We start from the raw sequence: 15,744 nt of genomic DNA, 5'->3' as shown, positions 1-15,744 counted from the left end.
GAAAAAAGCAGATTGGCATCAAGCCAATCTGCTTTTTTCAGTCACGTTTTCCATCTGCATATGAGTGTTCATCAAAAGAACATTCGTCGAGTGGGATCACTTTTGATTTTTGCGTATACTTGTAAATAAGCCAAAATGCTAGGAAAATCGGTAATCCGATATAGGAAATCGCGATTTTCTGCCACCATTGTGGGTTTGTAATATCTGGATGTAAGAAGGCGTTGTAATCTTGCCCAACGATAACTAATAAACACAGTACTAGCGCCAAAATCGGGCCGAATGGGAAGAATTTGGCCTTATATTTCAGGTCGTCTAAGTTCAGACCTTGTTTCACGTATGCACGTCGGAAACGATAATGACTAATCGCGATGCCGACCCAAGCGATGAAACCGGTCAGACCAGATGCGCTTAGAAGCCAAGTGTAAATAACGGCACCATTGTCGCTTAACGTCGTGATAAATGTCATTGCACCAACAATTGTTGTCAAAATAAGAGCTGCCATCGGAATCCCGCGGCGGTTTACTTTGGATAGGAATTTCGGTGCTTTCCCGTCTTTTGCCATGGACCATAACATCCGCGTCGAAGCATAAAGTCCAGAGTTACCAGCGGATAGCACGGACGTCAAGATAACCGCGTTCATCACAGAGGCTGCAATGGCCAGACCAGCTTTTTCAAAAACGAGCGTGAACGGGCTGATCGCTACGTCTGTTGCTTCGCCGCCAAGTAAATTTGGACTAGTGTAAGGAATAATCATCCCGATAACGAAAATCGCAAAAATATAGAAGAGTAAGATACGCCAGAATACTTGTTTAATAGCTTTAGGCACGCTTTTTTCAGGTGTCGCGCTTTCGCCAGCTGCAATACCTACGAGCTCCGTTCCTTGGAAGGAGAAACCGGCGAGCAGGAAGGTCCCGAGTATCGCGAAGAATCCACCGTTAAATGGTGCATCTCCCATTGTGAAGTTCTCAAAACCGATGAAATGACCACCAAGAATACCAAGAATCGTTAGCACACCGATGATTAAAAAGACGATAACGGTGACTACTTTGATAATCGAGAACCAGTATTCTGATTCCCCATAAGCTTTGACGGATAGGGCATTTAGGCCGAATATGAGCAATAGGAATACGGCGCTCCACAGCCAAGCCGGTGCATCTGGATACCAAAATTGAATAATGAGTGCGGCAGTTGAAATATCGACAGCAAGTGTGATCGCCCAGTTGAACCAATAGTTCCAGCCGAGTGCGAATCCAAATGCTGGATCAACAAAACGGGAGGCATACGTACTAAAGGAACCCGAGACAGGCATGTATGTCGCCATTTCCCCGAGGCTCGTCATTAAAAAGTAAACCATTAAGCCAATCGCAGCGTAAGCGACAAGTGCGCCGCCGGGACCTGCTACTGCAATGGCATTTCCGCTCGCTAGGAATAATCCTGTTCCAATCGAGCCCCCAATCGCGATCATCGATAAATGACGCGTTTTTAAATCTCTACGAATGTGACCTTGTTGATGTTCTTTTTTCACAAGTAAAACTCCCTTTCTTCTCTGTTTGAAAATGAGGTTTTGGGAACAAAAAAACCGATCCCGTGTGCTTCTTTCGAGATCAGTCTATAGATACCAACATCAAAAAGCGTTAGATAGCACATCCGTTTCGTCAAGCTAATGGCAAAAACGGCAGTCCTGTTTCTTTCGACAACAGTCCCAGCTAAAGAGCAGTCATACACCTGTCTTCACTTCGGCGAGCATCCTTTTCGCGATGAGTCATCGGTGTGTGATGCACCTCGTCAGCGTTACTTGTGAATTTCGCAACCTCTACCTCACCGTTTGGATGAGGATTTTATTAAGTTTTCATGTTCTATAGTAACGAATATAGCGAGGAATTGCAAGGCTTTTTTGTATTTTAAACGTTTTTTAAGGCTTCACGAACGGTGCTGTAAGTGGGAATGCTTGGTAGGCGATTGTCGTAATTAACCATCAACATCGCGAATCGTGGGGAAACACCGGTCAACATGAGGCTCACGCCCGTTAATTTCGTTAAGGCTAAAAATTTGATCAAATTCGCGGCCACTTCTTCATTGAAATCAGCTAGCCCAGAAATGTCCATAATTAAATAATCGATGTGACTTACCTCAAGATAGGAAGCTACATTTTGCGTCATTTCTTCAAAGCGATCTGTCGATAACGCGCCAACTAAGGGAAGAACAGCGACGCCTTCTTGGACGGGAACGATCGGCGTCGACATTTTGACGATTTCTTCAATTGAATCTTCGAGCAGCATTTTGTATTTTTCTTCACGCGTGACATCTCGTTGAATGCCGATAAAGTAGTTTTTCCCAGATGCTTCGTCGTGAATCGGATCGATCGTCAATTCATTGAAAAAGATATCGCCATTTTTGCGGTAATTTTGAAGGAAGACGCTGACGGTTGTGCGATTTTTAATGGCTTGGCCGATTTTAGCTAGCGCGGATTTGTCTGTTTTGCGACCTTGGAGCATGTGGCAGTTTTTCCCCATAACTTCTTCGGAGGTGTAGCCGGTGATTCGTTCGAAGCCACTATTCACATAAATAATTGGATTTTTCGGTAAATCGCCGTCCGTAATGATAACGCCAACACTGGTCATATTTAATGCTTTTAGAATAATATTGAATTGCAACTCTGCTTCTTTATTTAACATGCCAAACAAGCCCCCGTTTTCGATTTTTAGATATGTCCATCATACCAAAAATGACAGCAAATAGAAATGGCTTTTTGGAAAATTCATCTGCCGTTCATAAAGGTACGGTATTGTTAAAAATAGCTTTTTTTCTGATAAAATGATGATAATATAGTAAGAAAGCTCTTTTATTTGACGAATTACTGTGCGAAAATGTGCAAAATGTAGTAACATAGGAGGGTAGAATAGTGAAGTGGAGAGAGGAGTAATTTTTGTGCAACAACAACCTTCCGTAAATGAGTTGAAAGAATGGCGTAATGTGATGTTAATGCATCGTTTTGCCTTAGAAGAAGTGAATACAAAATTAAAAATATTGAATGATGAGTTCCAATTCCTGCATGATTATAACCCGATGGAGCATTTGAAATCACGGGTGAAGAGTTTTGAGAGTTTGACGGCGAAATTGGAGAAAAAAGGACTCGATATTACGCCGGAGAATGCCTATGAGCATGTGCATGATATTGCCGGCATCCGAGTGACGTGTTCGTTTGTGTCGGATATTTATAAGATTTATGAGATGTTGGCGAACCAAGATGATATGACTATTTTGAATGTGAAGGATTATGTGGAGAATCCAAAGCCTAATGGGTATCGGAGTCTGCATTTGATTTGTGAAGTGCCAATTTTCTTGACGAATACCTCGCGCAAAATGTGTGTGGAAATTCAGATTAGAACGGTTGCGATGGATTTTTGGGCGAGTTTGGAGCATAAGATTTACTATAAATATAAATCGACGGCGCCGGCGCATCTGACGCAGGAACTTTATGAAGCTGCGGCAATTATCCAGCACTTAGATGAGAAAATGAAGTATTTAAATGACGAAATTGACCAATATAAAACTGAGGTTGAAGGCGAATAAGGGGTTGAAAAAGGGTGGACATATTTTATTACGTATTAATCATGCTGGCGACGATTTTAATTTCGAACGTTGTAAACCGGTTCATTCCGTTTGTGTCGATACCGTTGATACAAATCGGATTGGGTGTTTTGGTGGCTTGCATGCCGCTTGCGTTCGAGTTGAAATTGAATCCGGAACTATTTTTGGTGTTATTTATCGCGCCATTGCTATTTAATGATGGGAAGCGAACGGATCGGCAGGCGTTGTGGAACCTGCGCGCGCCGATTTTAATGTTGGCGTTAGGGCTTGTGTTTGTGACGGTGCTCGTGATTGGGTATTTTGTCAACTGGATGATTCCAACGATTCCACTCGCGGCGGCGTTTGCACTGGCAGCAGCACTTGCACCGACGGACGCTGTGGCTGTAGGTTCGCTTTCTGGACGCATCGATTTGCCGAAAAAAATCACGCATCTTTTAGAGGGCGAGGCGCTCATGAACGATGCTTCGGGCTTGGTTGCCTTCCAATTTGCGATTGCGGCGATGGTAACGGGAGTGTTCTCGATTTGGAGTGCTTCGGTTAGCTTTGTGATTATCGCGGTTGGCGGGATTATTTGCGGTCTCGTGCTGACTTTCATTAAATTTAAATTTCTAAAATGGATTCGTAGTTTGGGCATGGAGGATGTTACGCTACATATGTTGATTCAAATTTTGACGCCATTTGTGATTTATTTGGTGGCGGAGGAACTGCATGTATCTGGTATTTTAGCGGTCGTTGCGGCTGGGATTATGCATGCGTTCGAGAAGCGGAAAATGGATCCGATGACGGTGAAATTGAACGTGGTTTCACAAGGTACGTGGTCGGTTATTATTTTCGTGTTGAACGGTTTAGTTTTTATCATTTTAGGAACACAATTGCCAGATATTATTCAAGTCGTTTGGCAAAATTCGGGCGTGAGTAACTGGCAAGTCGTGTTTTACGTTCTTCTCATTACGTTTAGCTTGATTGGGATTCGCTTCTTGTGGATTCATTTAGGCTGGCTGATTCCGCATTTGATGAAGGGAAATGATTTGAGTAAGCCGAATTTACGAGCGACGGTGCTGACTTCTTTATCGGGTGTTCGTGGCGCGGTAACGCTTGCTTCGGCGCTCTCGATTCCGTTTGTACTCGGAGATGGCAGCCCGTTTCCGCAGCGATCTTTGATTATTTGCATCGCATCCGGCGTTATTTTATGCTCGCTGATTATTGCGACGGCGATTTTACCAATTTTAGCTCGAAAAGATGAGAGCAAGTCGGATAGTCCTCGCGCGGAGAAATCAATGAAGCTGAGCGTTTGTCGGCATGTCGTAGAGCAATTAAATCGAGAAATAACATCGGAAAACAAGGCGGCGACACAGGTTGTGATGGACGATTACCGCGGGCGTATGCGTGCTATTCAGAAAGAGGATATAGATGCGGGCAAACAACGAGAAATCGATAAAGAGCAACATGCTTTGCGATTACAAATTGTAGAGTGGGAAAAGCAAAATACGGAGAAATTGTTGACGCAGGGCGAGGCTAGTAAGCAGGCGGCTAATCGTTATAATAACTATCTAGATGCGATGGAAAAAGCCCTATCAGGTAGGGGCCGTTCGCGCTCTGGTATGATGGGTATGATGTTCAAACGGCTGATGCGCCAAGTGATGCATCCGAAGCAGTGGCAAAAGGCGAAGGAAAAAATGAGCGAGATGAAGCAAAATCCGGAACAATACCAAGAAATGATTGGCGAGATTAGGGATTTGCGTGAAAAGAATACGCATGTTGTCAATGAGAACTTGATGGCTTTGTTGAACGATACGAACCAAGCGGTGATTTGGCCGCTCATCAATGAGAATAAACGGATTATGGAACAGATGAAGCAAGAACGTGGCACTATCAAATCCAGAGAGAAATTCGAACAAGCGAAAAAAGATGTGCAACTTCAAGCGGTCCAAATTGAGCGGGATGTCATCCAAAATCTATTCGAACAAGGTAAAATTTCAAGGGATTTGGCGCGTGAGTTGAGGCAGAACTTGAATTTATATGAAACGTATTATTTTGGGAATGAAGAATTAGCGTGAATAGGCAAGCCTGATGGGAGTATCCAACTTTCACAGGCTTGTTTTTTTATAAAAAAGTATTGCGGTAGTAGGGGGGATGATGTATAATTAGCGGTGCTGTAGTAAACATGGAGTTTACTATTACTAAACAATAATGACTCGGAGTTTACTTCTACTAAACTAATAGGAAGGTTGCGACTATGGATATTGGCAAGAGGATTAAGAATTTACGACTTAGCAAGAATTTGACGCAGGAAGAGCTTGGGGAGCGAACGGATCTAACGAAGGGCTATATTTCACAGTTAGAGCGGGATCTGAGCTCGCCTTCTATTGAAACGTTATTTGATATATTAGAGGTGCTGGGTTGTACGCCGAAAGAATTTTTTGATGAGGAAGAGCAGGAGCAGAAGGTTGTGTACGGCGCGAGTGAGCATACTTTTTTTGAAGATGAGGAAAAAGGGTATCAAGTAAAGTGGTTGGTACCTGAATCGAACGAGAAGGAAATCGAACCAGTGTATTTAACGCTCTCTGGAAAAGGGGCTTTTAAACAATTTGAGCCTTCGTTATCAGAGACGTTTGCCTATGTGTTAGAGGGGAAAGTGACTATCAAATTAGGTAGGAAAATATATACGGCGGAAAAAGGCGAGGCAATTTATTTCCATGCTTCGGATGAACACCAAATTTGTAATGAGGAAGACGTGCCGGCGACGCTGATTTTGGTGGCGACGGATTCGTATTTGTAAGGAGGAAGACGCAAATGGCAGAAACAATTATTCGCTTTGAAAATGTGACAAAGCAGTTCGATAATGATCCACCAGTACTTGATAATGTAAGTTTTGAGATTGAAAAAGGGAAATTCTATACGCTGCTCGGGCCGTCTGGTTGTGGTAAAACGACGATTTTGCGGCTGATTGCTGGTTTTTTGGAGGCAAGTGATGGCAAGATTTTTCTGAATGATAAGGTGATTAATGATATTCCGGCGAATAAGCGACCGGTCAATACGGTTTTTCAGGATTATGCGCTATTTCCGCACTTGAATGTGTTTGAGAATGTGGCTTTTGGGTTGCGTATTAAGAAATTGAAGAAAGACGTGATTCAGCAAAAAGTGACGGAGGCGTTGCGGTTTGTGAATTTGGCGGGATATGAGCAGCGTGAGATTACGGAAATGTCTGGTGGTCAGCGTCAACGTGTGGCGATTGCGCGCGCGATTGTGAATGAGCCGGAAGTTATTTTGCTAGATGAGCCGTTGTCGGCACTTGATTTGAAGTTGCGGACGGAGATGCAATATGAGTTGCGTGATTTGCAACGTCGGCTTGGCATTACGTTTATTTTTGTCACGCATGATCAAGAAGAGGCGCTCGCGATGAGCGATGAGATTTTTGTGTTGAATAAGGGCGAGATTCAGCAAAGTGGGACGCCGATGGACATTTATGATGAGCCGATTAATCGCTTTGTGGCGGACTTTATCGGGGAGTCGAACATCGTTTCTGGTAAAATGGTGCAGGATTTCGAGGTCGAGTTTGTGGAACGCCGGTTTGAGTGTGTCGACCAAGGTTTCAATCCGAATGAGGTTGTCGAAGTCATTATTCGACCGGAGGATTTGGAAATTACGGCGGAGGAAAAAGGGAATCTGCGCGTGACGGTTGACTGGGTCTTGTTCCGCGGCGTTCACTATGAGATTGGTTGTATCGATGAGGACGGGAATGAGTGGCTTGTGCATTCGACTAAAAAAGCACGAATTGGTGAAAAATTAGGACTGGCGTTTGATCCAGAAGCAATCCATATTATGCGTCTTGGGGAAACCGAAGAAGAGTTTGATGCCCGTCTAGAAAGTTACGAAGAGGCGTAATGAGATGACGAGACGAGCGCGGACTTTTTATCTGATTCCTTATGCCTTTTGGATTTTGCTTTTTGTTATTGCGCCGATCGTGTTGATCGCCTACTATTCGTTTTTTGATATTGATGGGAACTTTACGTTTTCGAATTACGTGAATTTCTTTACGCCGGTTTATTTAAAAATGACGGTGAGCTCGTTCTGGTATGCGTTTTTGATTATGCTATTCACCTTATTGATTTCATATCCGACGGCGCTCGTTTTGACAAAATTGAAGCATAAACAGCTTTGGTTATTGTTGATTATTTTGCCGACTTGGATTAATTTGTTGTTGAAAGCCTACGCGTTTATGGGGATTTTTGGGACGTACGGGACGGCAAACAAGTTTTTAGAATTTATCGGGATCGGCACGCAGCAGATTTTGTTTACGGACTTTAGTTTCCTGTTTGTGTCGACGTATATTTTTATTCCGTTTATGATTTTGCCGATTTATAATGCACTCGAGGAGATGAATCCGTCGCTCACACACGCGGCGCAGGATTTGGGTGCTACGCGCTGGACTACTTTTTGGCGGGTTGTTTTTCCGATTACGCTCGATGGTGTCAAAGCGGGATGTCAAGCGGTGTTTATTCCGGCCTTGTCGCTCTTTATGATTACGCGTTTGATTGCGGGAAACCGGGTGATCACGCTTGGGACGGCGATTGAGGAGCATTTCTTGGTGACACAGGACTGGGGAATGGGCTCGACAATTGGCGTATTCTTGATTATTGCGATGTTTATTATTATGTTTGTAAGTGGTGCCAAACGGAAGAAAGGGGCGGTGAAATGAAGAAAAATAACAAGTTGGGAAAAATTTATTTAGCCGTCGTATTCTTTGTTTTGTACGCGCCAATCTTCTATTTGATGTTCTACTCCTTTAATGCGGGCGGAACGATGAATCATTTTAGTGGCTTTACGTGGGATTATTATAAAGAAGTATTTCAGGATACGCGACTGTTGATTATTGTGTTGAATACGTTCGTGATTGCGCTACTTTCTTCTGTCGTAGCAACGATTCTCGGCGTTCTCGGTGCACTGGCGATTCGCTACATGCCGCGCCCGTTTGCTAAAAATTCCTTGCTGAGCTTGAACAACGTGCTGATCGTTAGTCCGGATGTTGTGATTGGTGCTTCGTTTCTGATCTTCTTCACGATTTTAGGTGTGAAACTGGGCTTTATTTCGGTACTCGTATCGCATATTGCGTTTAGTATTCCGATTGTCGTCTTGATGGTTTTGCCAAAATTGCAAGAGATGAGTCCGACGCTAATCGATGCAGCGCGTGACTTGGGAGCAAGCCAGTGGAACGTGCTTAGCAAGGTGATTTTGCCGTATATTTCGCCTGGTATTTTTGCCGGATTCTTTATGGCTTTAACGTATTCACTCGATGATTTTGCGGTGACTTTTTTCGTAACGGGAAATGGCTTTTCGACGCTTTCTGTAGAGATTTATTCGCGGGCGCGCCAGGGGATTTCGCTATCGATTAATGCGTTGTCGACCTTGCTATTCCTATTTACGATTGTGCTCGTGATTGGCTACTACTTCATTAATCAGCGCAATGCGAAGGCCGCACAAGCGATGGAGGTGCCGAAAAAATGAAGCAATTAGTTCGTGTTTTTGGTCTGGTCGTTGTTGCGGCGCTTCTGATGATGGTGCTGACGTATTCGCTGAACAAATCGGAAGGCTATTCAGGTGGCAACACGCTGACAATTTACAATTGGGGCGATTATGTGGACCCCGACTTACTGAAAAAATTTGAAAAAGAATCTGGTATCAAAGTGATTTACCAGACGTTTGATTCGAATGAGGCGATGATGACGAAGATTGAGCAAGGCGGGACAACGTTTGACATCGCGGTGCCGAGTGATTACGCGATTAGTAAGATGCGGGAGGAGAATTTGTTGATTCCGCTCGATAAGGCGAAATTGCCGAATATGAAGTACTTGAATCCGCGTTTTATGGACTTGTCGTTTGATCCGGGAAACAAGTATTCGATGCCGTATTTCTGGGGCACGCTGGGCATTATTTACAACAAGAAAATGATTCAGGACATCCCGTTCACGAGTTGGAATGATTTGTGGCGCCCGGAATTGAAAAATCAGATTCTGCTCATTGACGGTGCGCGTGAGGTGATGGGGCTGGGACTGAACAGCCTTGGCTTCTCGCTGAACAGTACGGATGAGGCGCAATTGCAGGAAGCGTTGATGAAATTGAAGGAAATGACGCCGAATGTGAAGGCGATTGTTGGGGATGAAATCAAGATTTTGATGGCTGGAAATGAGGCCGGAGTTGCGGTGACGTTCTCTGGTGAGGCTGCCGAGATGCTGGACCAAAATGAGGATTTGGAGTACGTGATTCCAAAAGAGGGCTCGAATCTATGGTTTGATAATATGGTCATCCCGAAAACTGCGAAAAACGTCGATGGGGCGCATAAATTCATCAATTTCATGCTAAAACCTGAAAATGCAGCGCAAAATGCGGAATATGTCGGTTATGCGACGCCAAATGAAGCCGCGGTGAAACTTTTGCCAAAAGAAATTTCGAGTGATGAACGCTTCTATCCAGACCTAGACCAATTGAAAAATTTAGAGGTTTACGATAATCTAGGAAAGAAAATGTTGGCGCATTATAATGAATTATTCTTGGAATTCAAAATGTATCGTAAGTAGACCATTTTTGTGAAATCACCCAACTTTTGTGTGCAGCTAGGTTATAGATTGTAATTCATCGATTCATCCCTTATAATCCAGATGTAACTTCATTTGAAAGGTGGAAAATAAGATGGCAAAATTACATTCCTATTTAAGTTTTGAAAATGCGAAAGAATCGATGGAATACTATAAAGACGTGTTTGGAGCAACTTTATTGGAGCGTATGAAAATGGATGCAAACATGGCGAAAGAGTGGGGCGTAACAACAGACAATCTAGAGGATACAACGATTCATGGCGGATTTGTTGTGTTGGGAAATACGATTTTCTGTAGCGACCGTTTTGGTGAAGGCCAACCGTTTTCCTCAAGCGTTACGTTGATGCTTGATTTCAATTCAGAAGACGCAGAAGAAGTTGCGGCACTAGAGACACTATACAAGAATGTCACAGAAAGTGGCGTAGAAATTATCGACCCGCTAAAAGAACAATTCTGGGGCGGTAGAATGGGTATTATTAAAGATAAATACGGTTTAACATGGATGTTCCACGCGCAACCGTATTCGCGATTTGCTAAATAATATGTGAAAGGCGACGAGTATAAATCTAAAATTAGATGTAAGCTCGTTGCTTTTTTCTATCGTAATTTTCCAAAAAACTGTAAAAGAAGTGATGGCAGAACGGTGAGCGTACAGGTATCATTAACCTTTAAAGTAAAATTTTAAAGGAGTGCGACACATTTATGAAGAAATTAAGTATCATTGTCATGACTGGTTTACTGGTTACGACAACACCGGGAAATTCGGTGTTAGCAGCAACATTTGATGGACCAGACAGTGCCGAAAGCGAGGCGTCCATTCGAATTTTACCAGGGACAGGCACGACTGATCCTGAAATCACAAATCCAATCGATCCAGGAGAGCCTAGCGTGCCAGTTGACCCAATCAATCCGAATCCTGGTGCACTGCGAATTAACCACGTATCAGACTTGAATTTTGGCGATGTCACATTAACGGGTCGGAAAGAAACGCTACACGCTGAAAAAGTGAAGACGAAAACAGATCAAGAACTACCAGCGTTTATCAATATTGCCGATTTACGTGGGACTGGAGAAGGTTGGTCTTTAAAAGTATCGCAAAATGGTGAGCTTGTTCGTGGCGGTGTTCTTGGGTTCCAACCAGAATATAATGGCGCTGACAAAGGTATCGAGACGGTCGGTGGCGAGCTTGCTAGTGACGGCGATGAGATAGATTTACTGATTGCAGGAGAAAATGCTGGAATGGGGAGTCACTCGGCGTTACTTGGCGGAATGGACGGCGTGACGCTAACGATTCCGAAAGACGCCACGGTTGGGAAACAGCAAGCCTCCTTAAACTGGAATATCGTCGCAGATCCATCGACGACCATTCCAGATGAAGTAGTCGAAATTCCCGATAGTCATTTGCGCACAGCTATAAAAGAGGCGCTTCGTGTAACGGATGACAATCAAATCACAAAAACAAAGATGGAAACCTTAACGGAATTTACAGCATTGGATAAAGGTATTGTGGATTTAACAGGAATCGAGTATGCAAGCAATTTAAAGACGCTAAAACTGGATAACAACAGAATTACGAACGAGGGCATTGTTCCAGCAACAAAGCTAGCAAAACTGGTCACCGTGGATATTAGTGGGAATCAAATAATGAATAGTAAAATATTATCAGATTGGGCTCCTACGATTTCTTCTAAACCATTGGAACGTATTAATGCACACAATCAAAATCTTGGTAGAACATTAAGCATACTGAGTCCTGATGATGTAGCTTTACTCGAAATAAAATGGATAGACGCAGCAACACTCCAATTACGAAATTTGATTGGCAATTCAACAGGTAGCTATTCTAGCCTCTCTGGTGTGAGACTAGACGGCAACAGCACGACTTATTATTTTATTAATCATCAACTATTTAACGTTGATGTAATAGGAAACGTAAATAAACTGAAATATGAAAGTAGTTGGGGGAGGACAAAAATCGGGTATGGTGCTTACGTAGAAGTGGATGATTTAGATGTACAAATTGGAGGTTAATAAAGTATAGAGAGATGGTAGGTAGAGTCGCGATACATTGGCTTTACTTACTATCTTTATTTGTATGACTTCGAAATGACATGTACAACTTGATTTCTTGCCCCAAGAAGCATAAAATCAAGAGGTTAGCTTAGCAAAACTGAAAGAGGCAAGGAAGTGAACATATGTTTCAAAATTTACCAGATTCTTTTTTACAAATGAATACGATTTTTATCTCGATTATGATTGAGGCTTTGCCGTTTGTGTTGATTGGTGTTTTTATTGCAGGTTTCATTCAAATGTTTATTTCTGAGGCGTTTATTGCTAAGATTATACCCAAAAATCGATTTTTAGCGGTGATTGTTGGTTCGGTTATCGGTGTGCTTTTTCCGTCGTGTGAGTGCGGGATAGTACCGATTGTCCGGAATTTGATTGCAAAAGGGGTACCGCTTCATGCGGGAATCGCGTTTATGTTGACGGCGCCAATCATTAATCCAGTCGTGCTATTTTCGACCTATGTTGCGTTTGGAAGTACGTGGGAAGTGCCACTGCTTCGTGTTTTAGGGAGTTTAGTCGTCGCGATGGTTGTAGGGAACGCGATTGCTTATTTTTATAAAGGTGAGGGTTTGAAGGAAAAGTTTCTATTGTATGAAACGGCGGGTGAGCGCAGGGAGAAGGCTGAGGCACCTGCTGTGATGGCGATTGCCGGAATGGGCGGGGCGGTTGCTTCGGGAACGGCGCATACGATGCCAATGGAGACGGAACACCACCATCATCACGATCATAGTCATGATGATGCTAAAATGCCGATGAAAGATAGGATTTGGCATACGTTGCAACATGCGGTGGATGAATTTTTCTCAGTTGGGAAATTTCTTGTGTTTGGCGCGTTACTAGCGGCGGTGATGCAGACGTATATTAAGACGTCGACGCTCGTTTCGATTGGGCACGGGCCAGTTTTGTCAATCCTATTAATGATGGTTTTGGCGTTTGTTTTATCGCTTTGCTCGGAGGCGGACGCGTTTATTGGTGCTTCTTTCCGCAGTGTTTTTTCGACGCAATCGATTGTTGCGTTTCTTGTTTTTGGACCGATGCTCGATATTAAAAATCTCATGATGATGCTGGCGACTTTTAAAGCGAAGTTTGTGGCATTTATCGTGATCGGCGTTACGGTGACGGTGTTTGTCTATGCATTATTTATTTAGAAAGAGGGCGTTTTGATGTTTCGTGTGTTTATTTTATTCGGATTCGCCTTCTACTTGATGCAACTGCACGTGACGGGCGATATTAGTAAGTATATTAATATGAAATACTCCTATTTGTCTCTAGCTGCGATGATTGCTGCGTTTTTCCTCGGTTTGGTGCAGCTTATCATGATTTTCCGCGACGAGGATTTGGAGCAGGATCATGCGCATATGGGGCACACGCATGACGGCGAGAATACGTTTTGGAAAAAGATTTTGGTATATGGACTGCTTATTTATCCTCTGATTGCTGGATTTATGTTTCCGATTGCGACGCTGAATTCGACGATTGTGGACGCAAAAGGATTCCATTTTCCTAAAAATAATGCGGCGGGCGATGATCCGTATGCGATGAATCAGTTTTTGAAGCCGGATACGAGTGGTTATTTTGGTAAGTCTGATTATGAGAAGATGATTGCAAAAGAGAAGAACCAGATTATTGATCAGGATCCAATTAAAGTAACGGATGCGAATTACTTGATGACGATGGAGATTATTTACAGCTATCCTGGTGAATTTGAAGGGAAGCGGATTGAATTTACTGGTTTTGTTTATAACGATCCTGTGACGAAGGGCGCGAATCTGTTTGTATTCCGTTTTGGTATTATTCATTGTGTTGCGGATTCTGGCGTTTACGGAATGCTTGTGCATATGCCGGATGAGGAGACGGATCTGAGCAATGATACATGGGTGAAGGTGAGCGGCGTGATTGAGCAGGAATACTATGCTCCTTTTAAAATGGATATCCCGGCTGTCAAGGTGACGAAATACGGCGAAATTTCGAAGCCAAAAGATGTGTATGTATATCGCAAATATTAGGTTGCGGAATCGGGTCAGATACGTTATGCTTAAACCTGTGAAAACGAAAACAAACTAGAGAAGGATGGAATGACTATGAATCATTATTCCCCCTACTTTCATTTTCCGCGCGAGGATTGGCGTAAGCTGGAAGTAAGTAAAGACCAGATGTTATCGGCGGAAGAATTGGAAGATATACGTGGTTTAAACGACCGAATCTCACTCGAAGATATCGCTGAAATATATTTACCACTCGTGAAATTACTCGCGATTCATTATCATGAGCAAATCTTCATTCACGGTGAAAAAATGGAATACTTGAAACGACATGCGACGCACACACCGTTCGTGATCGGTATCGCAGGTAGTGTGGCTGTTGGCAAAAGTACAACGGCGCGGGTGCTGAAAATCATGCTTGATCGCTGGTTTTCGAAAACGCGTAAAGTCGAGTTGATCACGACGGATGGCTTTTTATATCCAAACGCGGTGCTCGAGGAGAAAGGCTTGATGGAGCGTAAAGGTTTTCCAGAGAGCTATGATCGGAGTCGGTTTGTTGCTTTTTTGAGCGATTTGAAAAGTAATAAGGAGAACGTAGAAGTGCCGCTTTATTCGCATTTTACGTATGATATCTTGGAGGAGACGCGCATGATTAGTCAGCCGGATATCATCATTGTAGAAGGGATTAATGTGTTGCAAGTGGACCCTGAACAAGCCGTTTTTCCAAGTGATTTCTTTGATTTCACGATTTATATGGACGCGGAAGAAAGCGAGATTAAGCGTTGGTATTTGGAGAGATTCTTCATGCTGCGCGAGACCGCTTTTCAAGATACAAGCTCCTATTTCCACCGCTATACAAAAATCAGTGAGGCCGAAGCACGCCAGTTCGCCTTAGATACTTGGGATAAAATTAATGGCGTGAATTTGAGGGAAAACATTGAACGGACGAAATATCGCGCCCAACTTATTTTGAAAAAAGGCGCAGACCATTTGATATCGGATGTTTATTTAAGGAAGTAGCGCAAGGTGTTGAAAAAGGAAAAAAATGTGTTAAGATGGTGTTAGGAAAAAGAATCAATGGACACACAGAAGAGCCCCGAATCTGGTTAGAGACGTCGGGGCTTTTGTTGTGGCTCTTATGAAGCATTTCTTGCTGAATTAGAGCCTCAATATGCATGAGAACGAAGTGAACATGTAATCCTTTAGTGGTTATACGTGACTAATTGCTGTACATAAATATGAGCTCGATTTGCCACGATGTTCTAACCAATACTTATAAGTGACGAGCGTTATACCTACAAGAATCGGAGCAACAATGCTGGAAAAAATCAGAATCAATGGAACACGCCTCCCTGACTAAATTAAGTCTTTATTGTAAATTTTTATTCTAATGCATTTGGATGTTTTTCTACCCCTGTTTACAGCTTTTTACTTTACTTTTATTTTTTTTAGGTTAAAATAAAAGTGAGTAATCACTCATTTATGGTTTTTAACCTAGAGGAGGTTTTAGA

15 protein-coding genes and 1 riboswitch are annotated in these 15,744 nt (G+C 43.0%); of the genes, 12 read left to right on the top strand and 3 right to left on the bottom strand.

From position 1 onward, the window contains the following. Nucleotides 1–37 precede the first annotated feature (37 nt). Nucleotides 38–1,525, bottom strand: coding sequence for an amino acid permease (locus tag DUK53_RS07300; protein ID WP_036089209.1), 1,488 nt, complete (start codon nt 1,523–1,525; stop codon nt 38–40). A 106-nt stretch (nt 1,526–1,631) separates the two neighbouring features. Continuing rightward, a riboswitch (Lysine riboswitch) is annotated at nt 1,632–1,824 on the bottom strand. A 77-nt stretch (nt 1,825–1,901) separates the two neighbouring features. Then, a complete protein-coding gene (ytvA, locus tag DUK53_RS07295; protein WP_036089207.1) occupies nt 1,902–2,675 on the bottom strand; it encodes a YtvA family blue-light photoreceptor in 774 nt (257 codons plus the stop codon). Nucleotides 2,676–2,976: 301 nt separating this feature from the next. Here ytvA and DUK53_RS07290 point away from each other — a divergent pair, with 301 nt between their 5' ends. The 12 genes from DUK53_RS07290 (at nt 2,977) to coaA (ending at nt 15,253) form a co-directional block, all read left to right on the top strand. Beyond that, nucleotides 2,977–3,573 carry a GTP pyrophosphokinase gene (locus DUK53_RS07290; protein WP_052165020.1) on the top strand — a complete coding sequence of 199 codons (597 nt, stop codon included), beginning with the start codon at nt 2,977–2,979 and terminating at the stop codon, nt 3,571–3,573. A gap of 14 nt (nt 3,574–3,587) precedes the next feature. Beyond that, nucleotides 3,588–5,648 carry a Na+/H+ antiporter gene (locus DUK53_RS07285; RefSeq protein WP_036132803.1) on the top strand — a complete coding sequence of 687 codons (2,061 nt, stop codon included), beginning with the start codon at nt 3,588–3,590 and terminating at the stop codon, nt 5,646–5,648. Between the two features lie 179 nt (nt 5,649–5,827). Continuing rightward, the gene (locus DUK53_RS07280; RefSeq protein WP_036089203.1) at nt 5,828–6,370 is read left to right on the top strand and encodes a helix-turn-helix domain-containing protein; all 543 of its coding nucleotides are present in this window, start codon (nt 5,828–5,830) and stop codon (nt 6,368–6,370) included. A gap of 14 nt (nt 6,371–6,384) precedes the next feature. Continuing rightward, complete coding sequence (locus tag DUK53_RS07275; RefSeq protein ID WP_036089202.1) at nt 6,385–7,476, top strand: ABC transporter ATP-binding protein; 1,092 nt, start codon at nt 6,385–6,387, stop codon at nt 7,474–7,476. A 4-nt stretch (nt 7,477–7,480) separates the two neighbouring features. After that, nucleotides 7,481–8,290 carry an ABC transporter permease gene (locus DUK53_RS07270; protein ID WP_036089200.1) on the top strand — a complete coding sequence of 270 codons (810 nt, stop codon included), beginning with the start codon at nt 7,481–7,483 and terminating at the stop codon, nt 8,288–8,290. Further along, the gene (locus tag DUK53_RS07265) at nt 8,287–9,096 is read left to right on the top strand and encodes an ABC transporter permease (protein ID WP_036132802.1); all 810 of its coding nucleotides are present in this window, start codon (nt 8,287–8,289) and stop codon (nt 9,094–9,096) included. The genes DUK53_RS07270 and DUK53_RS07265 overlap by 4 nt, the downstream gene beginning before the upstream one ends. Further along, nucleotides 9,093–10,166 (top strand): ABC transporter substrate-binding protein, encoded by a 1,074-nt coding sequence (locus DUK53_RS07260; RefSeq protein WP_036089197.1) that lies wholly within the window; start codon nt 9,093–9,095, stop codon nt 10,164–10,166. Before DUK53_RS07265 ends, DUK53_RS07260 begins: the two co-directional genes overlap by 4 nt. A gap of 112 nt (nt 10,167–10,278) precedes the next feature. Beyond that, entirely contained in the window at nt 10,279–10,725 is a 447-nt protein-coding gene (locus tag DUK53_RS07255; RefSeq protein ID WP_036132800.1) for a VOC family protein, read from the top strand. 161 nt (nt 10,726–10,886) lie between these two features. After that, nucleotides 10,887–12,215, top strand: coding sequence for a WxL domain-containing protein (locus DUK53_RS07250; protein WP_036132798.1), 1,329 nt, complete (start codon nt 10,887–10,889; stop codon nt 12,213–12,215). Nucleotides 12,216–12,379: 164 nt separating this feature from the next. Beyond that, nucleotides 12,380–13,399, top strand: coding sequence for a permease (locus DUK53_RS07245; protein ID WP_036132796.1), 1,020 nt, complete (start codon nt 12,380–12,382; stop codon nt 13,397–13,399). A gap of 15 nt (nt 13,400–13,414) precedes the next feature. Beyond that, nucleotides 13,415–14,257: a TIGR03943 family putative permease subunit gene (locus DUK53_RS07240; RefSeq protein WP_036132794.1), complete on the top strand. Its 843-nt coding sequence runs from the start codon at nt 13,415–13,417 to the stop codon at nt 14,255–14,257. 75 nt (nt 14,258–14,332) lie between these two features. Continuing rightward, nucleotides 14,333–15,253: a type I pantothenate kinase gene (gene coaA, locus DUK53_RS07235; RefSeq protein WP_036089190.1), complete on the top strand. Its 921-nt coding sequence runs from the start codon at nt 14,333–14,335 to the stop codon at nt 15,251–15,253. A gap of 189 nt (nt 15,254–15,442) precedes the next feature. Here coaA and DUK53_RS07230 read toward each other — a convergent pair whose 3' ends face one another. Then, nucleotides 15,443–15,571 (bottom strand): type I toxin-antitoxin system Fst family toxin, encoded by a 129-nt coding sequence (locus tag DUK53_RS07230; RefSeq protein ID WP_167333274.1) that lies wholly within the window; start codon nt 15,569–15,571, stop codon nt 15,443–15,445. Nucleotides 15,572–15,744 lie beyond the last annotated feature (173 nt).

This window comes from Listeria sp. SHR_NRA_18 (assembly GCF_003856515.1).
Taxonomy (GTDB): domain Bacteria; phylum Bacillota; class Bacilli; order Lactobacillales; family Listeriaceae; genus Listeria_A; species Listeria_A newyorkensis.
Note: the sequence above shows the minus strand (reverse complement) of the source record. Positions and strands in the feature narration are given on the sequence as shown.